Origin of the sequence: Rhodoferax ferrireducens, from assembly GCF_031458075.1 — a bacterium.
GTDB lineage: Bacteria > Pseudomonadota > Gammaproteobacteria > Burkholderiales > Burkholderiaceae_C > Rhodoferax_B > Rhodoferax_B ferrireducens_A.
On sequence record NZ_JAVDXT010000006.1, the window covers coordinates 1 to 15,039 of the forward strand.

Here is a 15,039-nt window from a genome sequence, read left to right on the forward strand (position 1 = left end):
CGCTGCGAGCTTCTTGGCGGTTTCGGGGGTCAGGGCAACTCGGGTTTCTCCGGTCGCCGTCTCTTGCGGCACGCCTATCAGCATTCTTGTCTCCTTGAAGAATTTGAAAACCATGGCGTATGGATTCGCCACGAAATCAATCGAAGTTCAGCAACACTTTCATCGCCTGCGAGCGGTCGGCCGCGAGGGCGAACGCACGGGCAGAGTCGCGGTACGACAGCGTGGCCGAGATCAGCGGCTTCACATCCACCAGGCCCTTGTTCAAAAACTCCACTGCCATGGCAAATTCCTCGTGGAAGCGGAAGGCGCCGCGCAGGTCGAATTCCTTGGCCACAATGACGTTCATCGGCAGGTTCATGTCTCCGCCCAAGCCCACCTGCAGGATGATGCCGCGCGGGCGCAGCGTATCCAGGGCGCCGCGCAGCGCGCGTTCGTTGCCGCTGGCTTCGAACAGCACGTCGAACGTACCCTTGTCGGCGGTGAAACGCTTCAGGCCGTCCGGTTCTTCGGCTACGTTGATGATTTCGTCGGCGCCCACCTTCTGCGCCTTGCCCAGGGGATGGTGGCTCATGTCGGTGGCCACGATGTGGGCGGCACCGGCGCGGCGTGCGGCGATGATGATCAGCGCGCCGATCGGACCGCAGCCAGTGACCAGCACCTTCTTGCCCAGCAGCGGGCCGGCGCGGCGCACAGCGTGCAGCGCCACGGACAGCGGTTCGGCCATGGCGCCTTCGCCGTCGCTGACGCGGTCGGCCAGCTTGTGCGCCTGGTGGGTGTCGACCACGATCTCTTGGCGGAACGCGCCCTGCACGTGCGGATTGCGCATGGCGCTGCCGTAGTAGCGCATGTCCAGGCAATGGTTTTGAAGGCCTTCCTGGCAGTAGCGGCACACGCCGCAGGGGCGGCTCGGACTTACAGCGATGCGTTCGCCGACGGAAAAGCCGACCACGCCTTCACCCACGGCGTCGATGACGCCGGCGACCTCATGGCCGAGCACCATAGGCTCCTGGATACGGATAGTGCCAAAACCGCCGTGGTTGTAGTAATGCAGGTCCGAGCCGCAGATGCCGCCGCAGCGCACGCGCACGCGCAGCTGGCCGGGGCCGAGTTCGGCGGTGGGAAAAGTTTCGACGCGCAGGTCGCCTGGTGCGTGGATGACGAGTGCTTCCATAGGAGTTTCTTTCAGAGCGTTGCGGTCACGCCGCCATCCACGTACAGGATGTGGCCATTGACAAAGTCGGAGGCCGCGCTGCTGAGGAAGACCGCCGCGCCGCAGAGGTCTTCCACATCGCCCCAGCGGCGCGAAGGTGTGCGGTTGACCAGCCACTGGGTGAACTCGGCGTTCTTCACCAACGCATCGGTGAGTTCGGTCTTGAAGTAGCCCGGGCCGAGGCCGTTGACCTGGATGCCGTGCTGCCCCCAGTCGATGGCCATGCCCTTGGTCAGCATCTTCACCGCGCCTTTGCTGGCGGTGTAGGGCGCGATGCCGGGGCGGCCCATTTCGCTCTGTACCGAGCAGATGTTGACGATCTTGCCGCGCCCGCGTGGAATCATGCACCGGGCCACGGCCTGTCCGACCAGGAAGACGCTGTCTACATTGGTCTTCATCAGTTCGTGCCACTGCGCTTCCTCGAACTGATCAAGCGGGCCGCGGCGCTGCATGCCGGCGTTGTTGACCAAGATGTCGATGGGTGCGATATCACGCTCGATCTGGGCCACCGCCTTGGCTACGGCCGCACCGTTGGTCACATCGAAAGCTGCTGTATGGACAGTCGCGCCCTCGGCACGCAGCGTAGCGGCAGCGGCCTCCAGTTTCTCGGTGCTGCGCGCGTTGAGCACAACGGCGGCGCCCGCCTGTGCCAGACCGCGCGCCAGCGCGAATCCGATGCCCGCGCTGGAACCGGTGATGAGGGCGGTGCGCCCGGTCAGGTCGAATTTTTGAATGAATGTATTCACGGATAAGCCCGGTCGGAGTGTGAAGAAGCCATGGATAGGCCCGCTTGCGAGGTCGACAGCAGCCAGTTCGAGACCGCCTCTATCTGCTTCGGCAAAGGTAGCATGGATGAAATCCGGAAGACGCCGGGTTCGCCGACCGGCGGCTCCAGCGCCATAAATTGGCTGGCAACCAGTTGAGGATGGAAAAAATGGCCCTGGCGTGCGCCGAGTCGCCGCGTCGCTTCTTCCATGTCGAGCTCCATGAAGACGATGCGTAAGCCCGGCACCGCGGCGCGCAGGCGTTCTCGGTAGCTGCGTTTGAGCGCGGAGCAGGTAAGCACGGCGGGGCCGCTCGAGGCCGCCAGACGCGTCCCGAGCAGGTCGAGCCAGGGCAGGCGGTCGGCGTCGTCGAGCGCGATGCCGCGTCGCATCTTGTCCACGTTCGTAGCCGGGTGGTAGTCGTCGCCTTCGATCAGCTGGCCACCGAGCACTTGCGCCAATTGGGCGGCCAGTGTGGACTTGCCGCAGCCGGCAACCCCCATCACCAGCAGCCGGCAGGTCGGTCCGTCCGCCAAATGCGCGGCCACGTCAGCTCCGCACCTGCGGCCTTACCGCATTCACCGGTGTCAGCGGCGCACCGGCCTGAGGGCCATAGCCGAGCGATGCGATCAGGTTGTCGATGGCCAATGCGGCCATGGCGCGCCGGGTGCGCACCGAAGCGCTGCCGATATGGGCTGTGAGCACCGTGTTGGGTGCAGCCAGCAAGTCGGCGTGCACCTTGGGTTCGCCTTCGAAAACGTCCAGGCCGGCGGCCGCGATGGTGCCCGCGCGCAGGGCCGCCGCCAGTGCCGCGTCGTCGACGATACCGCCGCGCGCGATATTGGTGAGTGTGGCCGAGGGCTTCATCAGTGCAATTTCGGCTGCGCCGATGGTGTGGTGGGCAGCTGGGGAATAAGGCAGCACCAGCACCAGGTGGTCGGCCTCCTTGAGTAGCGTCTGCTTGTCTACATACTGTGCGCCGGCTTCGGCCTCCTGCGCCGCGTCGAGTTTCGAGCGGTTGTGGTAGATCACCCGCATGCCGAAGCCGAGTGCGCCACGGCGTGCGATGCCGCGGCCGATGCGGCCCATGCCCAGGATGCCGAGCGTTGCTCCCTGGATGTCGCCGCCGACGAAGTGGTCGTGGATGCCGGTCTTGGTCCATGCGCCGGTACGCACGAAGCGGTCGGATTCGGCGATGCGGCGGGCCGTGGCCATCATCAGCCCGAAGCCATAGTCGGCGGTGGTCTCGGTCAGCACGTCGGGCGTGTTGGTGACGACCACGCCGCGCGCGGTGCAGGCCGCCACGTCGATGTTGTTGTAGCCGACGCCGACGTTGCACACCGCCTTGAGCTCGGGACAGGCGTCGAGCAGGGCTGCATCGATGCGTTCGCTGCCGGTGCTCATCACGCCGGATTTTCCCTGCAGGCGTTCGATGAGTTCAGTCGGACTCCAGATAGTGTCGGAAGGGTTGTCGGTGACATCGAAATACTGGCGCAGGCGGTCGGCGATGTCTGGGAAGGTGGCACGGGTGGCCAGGACGGAAGGTCGCATGGTGTTTGGGGGTCAGTTGTTGCAGCGTGCTTCGAGTGCATCGATGAAGCTGCGATCCCAGCGGCCTTCACGCATGGCGGCCATGGTTTTCTCTTCGGCCACCAGCACCGCACGGGCCTTCTCGATGATCTGTTCTGCGCCTTGGGGAGGGATCGCCAGCAAGCCATCCTGGTCGCCAACCAGGATGTCGCCGGGGTTGACCACCATGCCGCCTACACTGATCGGCACGTTGATCTCGCCAGGGCCGTCTTTGTACGGGCCACGGTGGGTCACGCCACGCGCGTACACCGGGAAGTCGCGCTCGCGGATCTCGGCCACATCGCGGATCGCGCCGTCGATGACCACGCCTGACAACCCGATCCTGGCTGCATAGAAGGACAAGATGCCGCCGACGACGGCGTTGTTCAGGTCTCCGCCGGCGTCAACCACCAGCACGTCGCCGGGGCGGCAGAACTCCAGGGCGCGCAGATAGGTCAGGTTGTCGCCGCCGCGCGAACGCGCCGTGACCGCCGTGCCGGCCATGGTTTCCTTGCCGGGACGGTGGTAGGGGCTCAGACCCGTGGTGCCGATATTGCGGTGCATGCTGTCGCTGAGCGCAGCCAGCGGGAGTGAGCGCAGGGTTTCGAGGATTTTGGTATCGGCCTGGTCGGCAGACGCATTCTTGCGCAGGGCTTTGTATTCCATGGGTGGGCTTTCGGAGCGGGTTTCAACAGGAAAGATTCAATGCAAGGCGGCCACGGCACGCCCGATGCGGGCGCAACCTTCTTCGATCACTTCGATGCTGGTGGCGATCGACATGCGGAAATACGGTGCTACGCCATAGGACGAGCCCGGGATCATTGCCACGCCTTCTGCGTCGAGCAGGTACAGGGCCACGTCCACATCGCTGTCGATCTGTTTGCCGCTCGGCGTGGTGCGGCCGATGAGACCGCTGCAATTGACGAACAGGTAGAAGGCGCCGCCAGGCGTGCGGCAGCCCAGGCCCGGGATAGCGTTGATCAGCGCCAGCGCGCGGTCCCGGCGCTGGCGGTAGGTCTCGACGAAATCTTTGAGGAAACCGTGGTCGCCCTGCAGCGCCGCCAGCGCCGCGGCCTGGCTGATGGTGCAGGCATTGCTGGTGGACTGGGACTGCAGAGTCTCCATCGCACCGATCAGGTCCGCCGGGCCGGCCGCGTAGCCGATGCGCCAGCCGGTCATGGCATAGGTCTTCGACACGCCGTTGATGACCACGCTGCGTTCGTGCAGTTGCGGCTCTATGGCCACGATGTGCGGGAGGGCCTCGCCGTCGAAACGGATGTGTTCATAGATGTCGTCGGTCATGAGCAGCACCTGGGGATGGCGCAACAGCACATTGGCCAGGGCACGCAAGTCCGCCGCGCTATAGGCTGCGCCCGTCGGGTTGGTGGGTGAATTGAGCAGCAGCCAGCGCGTGTTGGGTGTGATGGCGGCTTCCAGTGCGGCAGCGGTCAAGCGAAAGCCATCGGCCTCATCGCAGGCCACCACCACCGGCGTGCCGTCGCAGGCCAGGACCATGTCCGGATAAGAAACCCAGTACGGCGCGGGAATGACGACCTCGTCGCCAGGCTCCAGCGTGGCCGACAAGGCGTTGAAGATCGCGTGCTTGGCACCGCAGGTCACGACCACGTTGCCTGGCTTGTAGCCCAGGCCGTTTTCGCGCAGCAGCTTGTCGCAGATGGCTTGGCGCAGGGCCGGCGTACCCGCCGACATGGTGTAGCGCGTCTCGCCGCGCTCGATGGCGGCGCAGGCCGCCTGGCGGATGTGCGCAGGCGTGTCGAAGTCGGGCTCACCGACCACCAGGTTGACGATGTCGCGGCCCTGGCGGCGCAGCTCGTTGGCGCGGTCTGCTGCGGCACTGCTGGGCGATGGTTTGATGCGGCGCACTCGCGCGGCAATGCGGGAGTCGGAGGGGGAGCGGGACACGGCTTTTCCTTTGGGCTGTGAGATCGGCGTAGCCATGGCGATGGCTGGATGGACAGGCCTGAACGTTACGCGCAGTCGTTTTGGAAAGCCAAGACAAGTTCGCTCTGGCGATATAGGTAGAGCTTATGACCGGCGTTGCCCAGAGTTTTCCCGCCAGAGCCCACCGGGTTAGCACTCTGGCCGCCACGGGTGGGGCGATGCTAGGCTCGCCTTTTGCTTGCTCTCCTCTGAATGAACCTGCGTCGACTCAAATATTTCGTTAAGATCGTGGACATCGGCAGCCTCACACAGGCCGCCCAGGTCTTGTTCATCGCCCAGCCGGCGCTGAGCCAGCAACTCGCCACCCTTGAGGCCGAAGTTGGCCAGCAACTGCTGGTGCGGACCCAACGCGGCGTCACCCCCACCGAGGCTGGCAAGGCCCTGTACCGCCATGCACAGATCATCCTTCGCCAATGTGATCAGGCGTTGAGCGATATGGCCGCCGCCGGCCAGGGGCTTTCGGGCCAGGTGTCGGTGGGCATGGCGCCCGGTACCGCCGCCGCCACGCTGGCCTTGCCGCTGCTGCGCCGGGTGCGCGCGCGCCACCCGGGCATCCTGCTCTACCTGAACGAGAGCTACGGTACGACGCTGAGCGAACTCATCATGAACGGCCGCATGGACCTGGCCGTGCTCTACGGCGACAAGGCCATCCACGGGCTGAAGTTTCTGCCCCTGGTGAAAGAAGCGCTGTACTTGGTTGGCCCGGCCACCGAGCCCCAGCCCGGCGAGAACATCCGCCTCGAAGACCTGCGCGAGGTGCAGCTGCTGATGCCGCGGCCCTACAACATCGTGCGCAAGCTGGTGAACGAGGCCTTCATGCGCGCCGGCATGACGCCGCGCGTGGTGGCCGAGGTGGAGTCGGCCATTACCTTGACTGCGGCCATTGCCGATGGCCTGGGCTCGACCATCCTGCCTGCCTCCATGGCGCGTGGCTTCGTGGCCTCGGGCATGGCCTGGCAGAGCCGCATCGTCGAGCCGGTCATCGAGGCGCCGCTGGCCTTGTGCCAGTCGGACCACTTGCCCCTGTCGGAGCCGGCGCAGGCGGTGCGCGAGATCTTGCTCGAGCTGGTGAGTGATCTCCATGTCGATACGGACCCGGGCTTTCCGTCCGAGAAAGCCATGGCACTGGCGTCCGCGTCCTGATCGCGCCAAGCAGGCGCGCCAAGCGTCATAAGACGTCCTTATCCCGGCAAAGCCAAACGGTCTTGGCGTCGCGGCCCATCTCTGGGTAACTTAACGGCATTCGAACACGCTGATGCACAGCGCGTGAACGCCGCCCGCGAGGGCAGGAAACCCGAGATGAACCTACAGGAAATCAAGGCACTGATCGATGCGATGGCCGCGTCGGACCTCAGCGAGATGGCACTGACCCGCGACGGTACGCAGCTGCGTCTGGTGCGCAGGAAGACGGCGTCCGGCGCCCCCGCGCAGCAGCAGGCGCCAGACCCGCAGGCGGCAACGCCCGTGTCAACACCTGCACCAGTACGTGCCCGGCGCCAGAGTCCACAGCCAGCCGCTGCTGCCACGCCAGCGCCGAGTGCCATCACTACGCCCTTGTATGGCGTCGTGCACTGGCGTCCATCGCCCGATGCGCCACCCTTCGTTGCGCCGGGGCAGGCCATCCAAGCCGGCCAGGTGGTGTGCGTGGTCGAAGCCATGAAGGTTTTCAACGAAATCCGCACTGACGTCGATGCCACGGTGCTGGCCCTGCTGGTCGAGTCGGGTGCCGAAGTCGAAGCCGGCCAGCCGTTGTTGAGTCTGGGTTGAGCATGTTCGACACCGTTTTGATCGCCAACCGGGGGGAGATCGCCTTGCGCATCCAGCGCGCTTGCCGCAGCCTGGGGCTGCGCACTGTGGCAGTCTATTCCGAGGCTGACCGCGATGCGGTCTACGTCACCCAGGCCGACCAGGCCCTGTGCATAGGCCCGGCCTCGCCCGCGCAGAGCTACCTGAACCAGGCCGCGCTGCTGTATGCCGCCAAGCTCAGCGGCGCGCAGGCCATCCATCCGGGCTACGGCTTCTTGTCGGAGAACGCCGGTTTCGCCGCGCGTGTGGAAGCGGCCGGCCTGAGCTTCATCGGACCGCCATCGGCATGCATCCGCACCATGGGCGACAAGGTGGCCGCCAAGCGCGCGATGCGCGCGGCCGGCGTGCCCTGCGTGCCCGGACCCGACGGTTCGCTGCCCGACGACAACGCGGCCATCCTGGCCATCGCGCGCGAGATCGGTTACCCGGTGATGGTCAAGGCCGCTGGCGGCGGCGGCGGGCGCGGTATGCGCATCGTGCAGGCCGAGACCGAGCTGCTGGACGCCATGGCGCTGACCCGCGAGGAAGCCCGCCGGGCCTTCGGCAACCCCGAGGTCTACATCGAGAAATTCCTGGGCCATCCGCGCCACGTGGAGATCCAGGTGCTGTGTGATCGCCATGGCCATGCGCTGTGGCTCGGCAGTCGCGACTGCTCGCTGCAGCGGCGCCACCAGAAGGTGCTGGAGGAAGCCCCGGCACCGGGCATTGACCGCATCCTGCTGGCCAAGGTGGGCGCGCGCTGTGCCGAAGCCTGCCAGCAGATCGGCTACGTGGGCGTGGGCACCTTCGAGTTTTTGTTCGAAGACGGCGAGTTCTTCTTTATCGAGATGAACACCCGGCTGCAGGTCGAACATACGGTCACCGAGATGACCACCGGCATCGACATCGTGCAGCAGCAGATCCGCATGGCGCGCGGCGAACAGCTGGCGCTGACGCAAGACCAGGTCGGCTGTTTCGGCCACGCGCTGGAATGCCGCATCAACGCCGAAAACCCCGAAACCTTTGCCCCGGCGCCGGGCCGCATCACCGCCTGGCAGCCCCCGGGCGGTTTTGGCGTGCGGGTCGATTCCCACGTGAGCGCGGGCTACCGCGTGCCGCCCTATTACGACTCGATGATCGCCAAGCTGATCGTGCACGGCAGCTCGCGCGCCGACGCTCTGGCCCGCATGCGCCTGGCGCTGGCCGAGATGCATGTCGAGGGCATAGCCACCAATGTGCCGCTGCACCGCGAGATCATCGAAGACCCCGGCTTCCAGCAGGGCGGCGTCGACATCCACCACCTTGAACGCTGGCTGCAGCGGCGCGCCACGGGGCGTGCAACCGAAAAAGAACGTACATGAACCGCGCCAAGACCTACTCTCCGAACCTGACCCTGCTCGGCACCACGGCGCTGCTGTTCGAGGCACCCGGCCCGCTGGAGCTGGCGCCGCAACAGCGCATCTGGGCTATGGCGGGCCGGCTGCAGGCCCTACCCGAAGTGCGCGAAGCCGTGCCCGGCATGAACAACCTGATGCTGACCTTCGCCCGGCCGCCGCGCACACTGGCCGCGCTGCAGGCGCTCGAGGCCAGTGTGCTGCAGGCCTGGGAGGAAACCGAGCCCTTGCCGCTGCAGGGGCGCATCATCGAGCTGCCCGTGGTCTATGGCGGCGCGGGCGGCCCGCACCTGGCCGACGTGGTGACGCACACCGGGCTCAGCATCGACGAAGTGGTGGCGCTGCACTGTGCGCCACTCTATCCGGTGTATGCGCTGGGCAGCCATCCCGGCTACTGCTACCTGGGTGGTATGGACGAGCGCATCGCCACGCCGCGCCGCGCCGTGCCCATCGTGAACCTGCCCGGCGGCTCGGTGTCGATCGGCGGGGTGCAGACCGGCGTGTCGGCTTCGGCCGGCCCGAGCGGCTGGAACACCATCGGCAGCACCACCATGGACTTCTTCCACCCGGAGCAGGACCCACCGGCCGTGCTGCAGCCGGGCGACTGCGTGCGCTTCCGCGTTCAGGACATCGTTAGGACCTGTTAACACGATGGATACCAGATGCGTTGCTGTTCAAAGGGCCAGAGGCGAGGCGCAAAACGCAGCCGGGGTGAACCCCGGCCAGGCTGTGCAACGCTGCGGCTGGTCCTTTGGGCTGCAACCCGCCGGGAACGTGGTTAAAAAACCGCCACTCCGCGTTGCAGTCCTAGGCCAGGCGGCCAGCCTGGCCGTCGTCCCGCGCCTTGATTGGCGCTTTTTTAACCACGTCCGCACTTGCATCCATCGTGTTAACAGGCCCTAGATGATTGAAATTCTTTCCTCCACCGCACTCGCCACCGTGCAGGACGCGGGCCGCCTGGGCAGCCTGCGCTTCGGCGTTGGCACCGCCGGCGCGATGGACCAGCTGGCACTGGCCGTCGGCAACCTGCTGCTGGGCAATCCTGCAGGTGCTGCCGCGCTGGAAATCCCCGTCTATCCGTTCCAGGTTCGCTTCACCGAGGATTGCGCCTTTGCGCTCACCGGCGCCGATTGCCAGGCCCGGCTGGACCAACGCGCGCTCGCACCCTGGTGGGTCCACCAGGCGCGCCAAGGCCAGGTGCTGACGCTGGACCTGCCGCTGGCGGGCTCGGGCAGCCGAGCCTATTTGGCGCTGGCCGGCGGCATCGACGTGCCCGAAGTCCTGGCCTCGCGCAGCACCCAGCTGCGCGGCGGCTTTGGCGGGCTCGATGGCCGGTCCGTGCGGCAAGGCGATGTGCTGCGCGCGGTCAGACCGGGGGGGGAACCTGCGGTGGACTTCGGCGTTTTGCCCCCAGCCATCGCCCTGCCTTTGATACGCGACGGTCTGCCCGCCGTGCGGGTGCTGCCCGCGGCGGAATACGCCTGCTTCAAGGAAGATTCGCGCGCCGCCTTCTGGGCCGGTGCATGGAAGATCACCGCGCAAAGCGACCGCTACGGCTACCGCATGCAGGGCACGCCGCTGGTGCCGATCGAGGCGATGGAGATCCGCTCGCACGGCATCGTGCCCGGCGTGATCCAGGTGCCTTCGGGCGGCCAGCCCATCGTGCAGATGCGCGACGCCCAACCCTCGGGTGGCTACCCCAAGTTCGGCACCGTGATCGAGGCCGACCTCTGGCGGCTCGGTCAGGCCGCGATCGGCAGCCGCGTGCGCTTCGTCGAGGTCGACTATGAGGCGGCCGTGGTCGCTCTCGACGAGGTACAGGTCTGGCGGGACGAGGTCGGCCGGATGATCGATCTGCAGCGCTGGGCGCTGCAAAGGATTTGACGATGCAGACCCAAGACATAAGCCAACTGGCCGCATGGCTGGCCGAGACCGACATCGACTTCCTGGAGCTACATGGTCCGGACGAGCAGATCGAGATCCACCGGGATGGCAGCACCAACGCGGCCATCGCGCAGCCGATGCCACCCGAGCCAATACCTGCTCACAGGACGGCCCACACGCCGGTCCGCGCCACATCCGTCGGCGTGCTGCTGGACCGCATTCCCGGCCACGCCACGCCACTGTGGTTGCCCGGCAGCGCTGTCCAGGCCGGCAGCCTGCTCGGCCTGCTGCAGGTCGGGCCGCTGCTGCTGCCGGTGCACGCCCCCTGCGACGGCTGGCCGGGCGAATGGCAGGTGCCACCGGGCAGCACGGTCGGATATGGCACGACGCTTTTGGACATCGACACCGAGCCTGTGGCCGACGCAATTTAAGGAGGAGTTTGCAATGGACATCGACTTGAACGCGGACCTCGGTGAAGGCTTCGGCCCCTGGCGCATGGGCGACGATGAGGCTTTGCTGAAGATCATCTCTTCGGCCAATATCGCCTGCGGCTTTCACGCGGGTGACCCGGTCATCATGGAGCGCACGGTACGACTGGCTGCCACCCGCGGCATCGACATCGACATCGGCGCGCATGTCGGCTTCCCCGATCTCATGGGTTTCGGGCGCCGGCAGATGCAGATCGACCCGACCGAGCTGGCCAGCCATGTGATCTACCAACTGGGTGCACTGGCCGGCATCACCCAGGCCTGCGGCCGGCGCATGACACACATGAGTTTCCATGGCGCGCTCGGCAACATGGCTGCAGCCGATCCGGTGCTGGCGATGGTGCTGGTCGAAGCCGTGGCCCGCTTCGATGCGGGACTGATCATCAGCTCGTCGGCCAGCCTGGCCATCGAACGCGCGGGCGACCACCACGGGCTGCGCGTGGCCAGCAGCTTCCTGGCAGACCGCGCCTGCGATGACAACGGCCTGCTGGTGCCACGCAAGCTGCCCGATTCGGTGATCCACGACAGCGAAAAAGTGCTTGAACGGGTGACGCAACTGCTGGAAGAAGGCACGGTCACCAGCTACAGCGGACGCAAGATCCCCATGCGGGCCAGCTCCATCCTGCTGCATGGCGACACCCCTGGCTCGGTGGCCCTGGCCGAGGCCGTGCGGGCCAAGATCGAAGCCACTGGCGGGCGCATTGTGCCGATCTCGCGGCAGTCGCCATGAAGACCCGCACTCCACCCCATAGGGCACCAATGTGGCGTTTTTCTGCCTGGCCGTGCACTGTAGCGGAGCAACATAAGGGCAGCTTATCGCCTCACAGTCAATCCGTCTTGGCGCTATCGACACCGCGTCGATAAAGTCAGTCCATTCGTGGTCACGCCGCCTGCACGACGCAGGTATCCAGGCTTCGGCCCCCCACAAGAAAGAAACCCGACATGCCTTTTTCTGACTACAAAACCGCTCTCGTGACCGGTGCCTCCTCGGGCATCGGCGCGGCCACCGTTGAACGCCTCTGCGCCGAAGGCCTGCAGGTCCACGCCCTGGCCCGTAGTAGCGGTAAGCTGGCTGAACTCGCCGCGCGCACCGGCTGCATTCCCCACGCCATCGATGTCAGCGACCTGGCCAGCGTGACGCGCCTGGCCCAGGAAATCGAATTCGATGTGGTAGTCAACAATGCCGGTGTGGACCGGCCAGGCTCGATCCTGAAGGCCGACGCGGAAGGCATCGACTTGCTCATCGATGTGAACCTGCGTGCTGTGCTGCACATCTGCCGGCTGACCCTGCCCGGCATGGTGGCGCGCGACCGCGGCCACATCATCAACATCAGCTCCATTGCTGGGGCCTACAACTTCGGCGGTAACAGCACTTACCACGCAACCAAGGCCGCGGTCAGCATGTTGTCGCGCCAGTTGCGCATCGATGCTTTTGGCAAACGCGTGCGAGTCACCGAAATCTGCCCCGGCCGCGTGGCCACCGACATCTTTGCCCATGTGCACGGCGACAGCGCCGAGATCCACGAACGCTTTGTTGAAGGCTTCGAGCTACCGCAGGCCGAAGACATCGCCAACGCCATCGCCTTCGCCATTGCTGCACCGATTGCCGTCAACGTCGGCCACATGGAAATCACCCCGACGCTGCAGGTGCCCGGCGGGCTGTCGACGACACGCCCCGAACGCCCGCAAGCCTGAGGCCAGCCACGCACCCCCCGTCCTTCAGAAGCCGCGTATGAAAAACTTCGACCTGATGGCCATCCTGCTGAATGCCGAGTTCGGCGCCATGCTCCTCAAGGGCATGCGGATGACGCTGCAAATCGCCGCGGGCTCCTGGCTTTTGGCGATGGCACTGGCCCTGGTGCTGCTGGTCGTGCGGCTCATGCCCAGTCGCATCGCCGAACGCGCGGTCGGGGCCTATGTGTCCTACCACCGTAATGTGCCCACGCTGGTGCAGTTGATGCTGTGGTACTTCGGCATCTCCAGTCTATTGCCCAACGATATGCAAGGTTGGCTGTCGGAGCACAACGGAGAGGCCCTGTTCGCCATCGTCGCGCTCGGCCTGTGCCAGGCCGCCTACTTCAGCGAAGACCTGCGCTCCGGCCTGCGCTCCATACCCGACGGGCAGACCGAGGCCGCACGCGCCCTGGGCCATAGTTACCTCAGCGCGATGCGCTACGTGATCCTGCCGCAGGCGGTGCGCAATGCCGTGCCGGCACTGGTGAACCACAGTGTCTCGCTGTTCAAGAACAGCAGCCTGGCCATGGCCATCGGCGTAGCCGAGCTGACCCACGCGGTGAAGGAAATCGAAAGCCAGAGCTTCCGCACCTTCGAGGCCTATCTGGTGGCCACCCTGGTCTACCTGGGCTTCTCGCTGCTGATCATGGCCGCCGGCGCCTGGTTGTCCAAGCGCTACAGCATTGCCGGGGCGAGATAAGCATGATCGATCTGTTCAACATCCTGCGCGACAACTGGCTGCTGCTGCTGGTCGGCCAGTACCCGAATGGCCCGATGGGCGGCATTGTCTGCACGCTGGTGCTGTCGGTACTGGGCATTGTGCTGGCCTTCCCGCTGAGCGTGCTACTTGCGCTGGCCCGGCTCTCGCCCTGGCGCGTGCTGCGCTGGCCCACCACCGGCCTGGTCTACGTGGTGCGCGGCGTGCCGCTGCTAATGGTCATTCTGTGGGTGTACTTCCTGGTGCCGCTGCTGATCGGCCGCAACGTTTCTGGCTTCACCACCATGCTGTGTACGCTGGTGATTTATGAAGGCGCGTACTTGTCTGAAGTGGTACGCGCCGGCATCCAGGCGTTGCCCAAGGGCCAGCTCGAAGCCGCCCGGGCTCTGGGCAACAGCTACCTCGGCGCGATGTGGAGCGTCATCCTTCCGCAGGCGCTGTACAACATGCTGCCCAGCCTGCTGAGCCAGTTCGTGTCGGCGATCAAGGAGACCACGCTGGGCTATGTGATCAATGTGCAAGAACTGACTTTCGCCGCCAACCAGATCAACAACCAGCTGCTGACCAAGCCCTTCCACGTGTTCTTCATCCTGGCGGTGACTTACTACGTGGTCTGCTACAGCCTTACCCAGTTGGCGCAATGGTTGGAGCGGCGCGTGGCGCGCAAGCGCCGCGGCCAGCTGGGCACCGCACCCGCCGCGTTGCAGCCCGCGGGCGCAACGGTTGAATCCTGAACTTTCCGTCCAAAGAGACCACCATGATCTGTTTCAACGAAATCAACAAATGGTACGGCAGCTACCATGCCCTGATCGACATCAATGCCGAGGTCAAGAAGGGTGAGGTGGTGGTGGTGTGCGGCCCCTCGGGTTCGGGCAAGTCCACGCTGATCCGCACGGTCAACCGGCTGGAAGAAATCAAGTCGGGTCAGCTGCTTTTTGATGGCAGCGACATCCACGCGCCGATGAGCAGCCAGGCGTTGAACCGCCTCCGTAGCCGGATCGGCTTCGTCTTCCAGAGCTTCAATCTGTTCCCGCATCTGTCGGTGCTGGAGAACATCATGATGTCGCCGATGCGGGTGCGTGGCGTGGGCAGCAGCGACGCCAAGGCCAAGGCGCAGCAGCTGCTGGACCGCGTGGGCCTGTCGAGCAAGGCCGACGCCTATCCTGCGCAACTATCCGGCGGCCAGCAGCAGCGCGTGGCCATTGCCCGGGCCCTGGCCATGGAGCCGCCGGCGATGCTGTTTGACGAGCCGACCAGCGCGCTCGACCCGGAAATGGTGGGTGAGGTGCTGTCGGTGATGCGCAGCCTGGCCAACGACGGCATGACCATGATGTGCGTGACCCACGAGATGAACTTCGCGCGCGAAGTGGCCGACCAGATCTGGTTCATGGATGCCGGCCGCATCCTGGAGACGGCGACGCCGAGGGAGTTCTTCAGCAACCCGCAGCACCCGCGCGCCAAGCGTTTTCTGTCCGACCTGCGGGCGCATTAGCCACCGCAGCTTCCGAGTTTCCTCCACGTTCTTTTTTCA

At 65.6% G+C, this 15,039-nt stretch carries 17 protein-coding genes; 11 read left to right on the top strand and 6 right to left on the bottom strand.

Annotated features, from left to right (window positions below; all coding sequences use genetic code 11):
- Positions 1 to 136: 136 nt before the first annotated feature.
- The 6 genes from J2X19_RS23200 to J2X19_RS23225 are packed head-to-tail and all read right to left on the bottom strand — an operon-like array spanning position 137 to position 5,502.
- Positions 137 to 1,171 carry an L-idonate 5-dehydrogenase gene (locus J2X19_RS23200; RefSeq protein WP_310376893.1) on the bottom strand — a complete coding sequence of 345 codons (1,035 nt, stop codon included), beginning with the start codon at positions 1,169 to 1,171 and terminating at the stop codon, positions 137 to 139.
- Positions 1,172 to 1,182: 11 nt separating this feature from the next.
- Complete coding sequence (locus tag J2X19_RS23205) at positions 1,183 to 1,956, bottom strand: SDR family NAD(P)-dependent oxidoreductase (RefSeq protein ID WP_310376894.1); 774 nt, start codon at positions 1,954 to 1,956, stop codon at positions 1,183 to 1,185.
- Positions 1,953 to 2,522: a gluconokinase gene (locus J2X19_RS23210; RefSeq protein ID WP_310376895.1), complete on the bottom strand. Its 570-nt coding sequence runs from the start codon at positions 2,520 to 2,522 to the stop codon at positions 1,953 to 1,955. The genes J2X19_RS23205 and J2X19_RS23210 overlap by 4 nt, the downstream gene beginning before the upstream one ends.
- Before the next feature lies 1 nt (position 2,523).
- A complete protein-coding gene (locus tag J2X19_RS23215) occupies positions 2,524 to 3,525 on the bottom strand; it encodes a 2-hydroxyacid dehydrogenase (RefSeq protein WP_310376896.1) in 1,002 nt (333 codons plus the stop codon).
- 12 nt (positions 3,526 to 3,537) lie between these two features.
- Complete coding sequence (locus J2X19_RS23220) at positions 3,538 to 4,209, bottom strand: RraA family protein (RefSeq protein WP_310376897.1); 672 nt, start codon at positions 4,207 to 4,209, stop codon at positions 3,538 to 3,540.
- 36 nt (positions 4,210 to 4,245) lie between these two features.
- Entirely contained in the window at positions 4,246 to 5,502 is a 1,257-nt protein-coding gene (locus tag J2X19_RS23225) for an aspartate transaminase (RefSeq protein WP_405048735.1), read from the bottom strand.
- Between the two features lie 195 nt (positions 5,503 to 5,697).
- On the opposite strand from J2X19_RS23225, the gene nac reads away from it, so the two are divergent.
- The 11 genes from nac to J2X19_RS23280 all read left to right on the top strand — a co-directional run bounded on the left by nac (position 5,698) and on the right by J2X19_RS23280 (position 15,000).
- On the top strand, positions 5,698 to 6,648 hold the full coding sequence (nac, locus tag J2X19_RS23230; protein WP_116608815.1) for a nitrogen assimilation transcriptional regulator NAC: 951 nt from the start codon (positions 5,698 to 5,700) through the stop codon (positions 6,646 to 6,648).
- Between the two features lie 156 nt (positions 6,649 to 6,804).
- Complete coding sequence (gene accB / locus J2X19_RS23235) at positions 6,805 to 7,272, top strand: acetyl-CoA carboxylase biotin carboxyl carrier protein (protein ID WP_116608816.1); 468 nt, start codon at positions 6,805 to 6,807, stop codon at positions 7,270 to 7,272.
- 2 nt (positions 7,273 to 7,274) lie between these two features.
- Complete coding sequence (gene accC, locus J2X19_RS23240; RefSeq protein WP_116608817.1) at positions 7,275 to 8,651, top strand: acetyl-CoA carboxylase biotin carboxylase subunit; 1,377 nt, start codon at positions 7,275 to 7,277, stop codon at positions 8,649 to 8,651.
- Positions 8,648 to 9,331 (top strand): 5-oxoprolinase subunit PxpB, encoded by a 684-nt coding sequence (pxpB, locus tag J2X19_RS23245; RefSeq protein ID WP_310376899.1) that lies wholly within the window; start codon positions 8,648 to 8,650, stop codon positions 9,329 to 9,331. Before accC ends, pxpB begins: the two co-directional genes overlap by 4 nt.
- Positions 9,332 to 9,587: 256 nt before the next feature.
- Positions 9,588 to 10,568, top strand: coding sequence for a 5-oxoprolinase subunit C family protein (locus tag J2X19_RS23250; protein WP_310376900.1), 981 nt, complete (start codon positions 9,588 to 9,590; stop codon positions 10,566 to 10,568).
- Between the two features lie 2 nt (positions 10,569 to 10,570).
- The gene (locus J2X19_RS23255) at positions 10,571 to 10,999 is read left to right on the top strand and encodes an acetyl-CoA carboxylase biotin carboxyl carrier protein (RefSeq protein WP_310376901.1); all 429 of its coding nucleotides are present in this window, start codon (positions 10,571 to 10,573) and stop codon (positions 10,997 to 10,999) included.
- 13 nt (positions 11,000 to 11,012) lie between these two features.
- Positions 11,013 to 11,786 carry a LamB/YcsF family protein gene (locus J2X19_RS23260; RefSeq protein ID WP_310376902.1) on the top strand — a complete coding sequence of 258 codons (774 nt, stop codon included), beginning with the start codon at positions 11,013 to 11,015 and terminating at the stop codon, positions 11,784 to 11,786.
- Between the two features lie 212 nt (positions 11,787 to 11,998).
- Positions 11,999 to 12,751: an SDR family oxidoreductase gene (locus tag J2X19_RS23265; RefSeq protein ID WP_310376903.1), complete on the top strand. Its 753-nt coding sequence runs from the start codon at positions 11,999 to 12,001 to the stop codon at positions 12,749 to 12,751.
- Between the two features lie 37 nt (positions 12,752 to 12,788).
- A complete protein-coding gene (locus tag J2X19_RS23270) occupies positions 12,789 to 13,490 on the top strand; it encodes an amino acid ABC transporter permease (RefSeq protein ID WP_116608823.1) in 702 nt (233 codons plus the stop codon).
- Positions 13,491 to 13,492: 2 nt separating this feature from the next.
- Positions 13,493 to 14,242 (top strand): amino acid ABC transporter permease, encoded by a 750-nt coding sequence (locus J2X19_RS23275; protein WP_310376904.1) that lies wholly within the window; start codon positions 13,493 to 13,495, stop codon positions 14,240 to 14,242.
- 23 nt (positions 14,243 to 14,265) lie between these two features.
- Positions 14,266 to 15,000 (top strand): amino acid ABC transporter ATP-binding protein, encoded by a 735-nt coding sequence (locus J2X19_RS23280; RefSeq protein WP_310376905.1) that lies wholly within the window; start codon positions 14,266 to 14,268, stop codon positions 14,998 to 15,000.
- Positions 15,001 to 15,039 lie beyond the last annotated feature (39 nt).

Bases quoted from the DNA above. Each gene is read 5' to 3' on its own strand.
- J2X19_RS23200 (WP_310376893.1), bottom strand. From the start codon at position 1,171: ATGGAAGCACTCGTCATCCACGCACCAGGCGACCTGCGCGTCGAAACT.
- J2X19_RS23215 (WP_310376896.1), bottom strand. From the start codon at position 3,525: ATGCGACCTTCCGTCCTGGCCACCCGTGCCACCTTCCCAGACATCGCC.
- J2X19_RS23220 (WP_310376897.1), bottom strand. From the start codon at position 4,209: ATGGAATACAAAGCCCTGCGCAAGAATGCGTCTGCCGACCAGGCCGAT.
- J2X19_RS23225 (WP_405048735.1), bottom strand. From the start codon at position 5,502: ATGGCTACGCCGATCTCACAGCCCAAAGGAAAAGCCGTGTCCCGCTCC.
- nac (WP_116608815.1), top strand. From the start codon at position 5,698: ATGAACCTGCGTCGACTCAAATATTTCGTTAAGATCGTGGACATCGGC.
- accB (WP_116608816.1), top strand. From the start codon at position 6,805: ATGAACCTACAGGAAATCAAGGCACTGATCGATGCGATGGCCGCGTCG.
- accC (WP_116608817.1), top strand. From the start codon at position 7,275: ATGTTCGACACCGTTTTGATCGCCAACCGGGGGGAGATCGCCTTGCGC.
- pxpB (WP_310376899.1), top strand. From the start codon at position 8,648: ATGAACCGCGCCAAGACCTACTCTCCGAACCTGACCCTGCTCGGCACC.
- J2X19_RS23250 (WP_310376900.1), top strand. From the start codon at position 9,588: ATGATTGAAATTCTTTCCTCCACCGCACTCGCCACCGTGCAGGACGCG.
- J2X19_RS23255 (WP_310376901.1), top strand. From the start codon at position 10,571: ATGCAGACCCAAGACATAAGCCAACTGGCCGCATGGCTGGCCGAGACC.
- J2X19_RS23260 (WP_310376902.1), top strand. From the start codon at position 11,013: ATGGACATCGACTTGAACGCGGACCTCGGTGAAGGCTTCGGCCCCTGG.
- J2X19_RS23265 (WP_310376903.1), top strand. From the start codon at position 11,999: ATGCCTTTTTCTGACTACAAAACCGCTCTCGTGACCGGTGCCTCCTCG.
- J2X19_RS23270 (WP_116608823.1), top strand. From the start codon at position 12,789: ATGAAAAACTTCGACCTGATGGCCATCCTGCTGAATGCCGAGTTCGGC.
- J2X19_RS23275 (WP_310376904.1), top strand. From the start codon at position 13,493: ATGATCGATCTGTTCAACATCCTGCGCGACAACTGGCTGCTGCTGCTG.
- J2X19_RS23280 (WP_310376905.1), top strand. From the start codon at position 14,266: ATGATCTGTTTCAACGAAATCAACAAATGGTACGGCAGCTACCATGCC.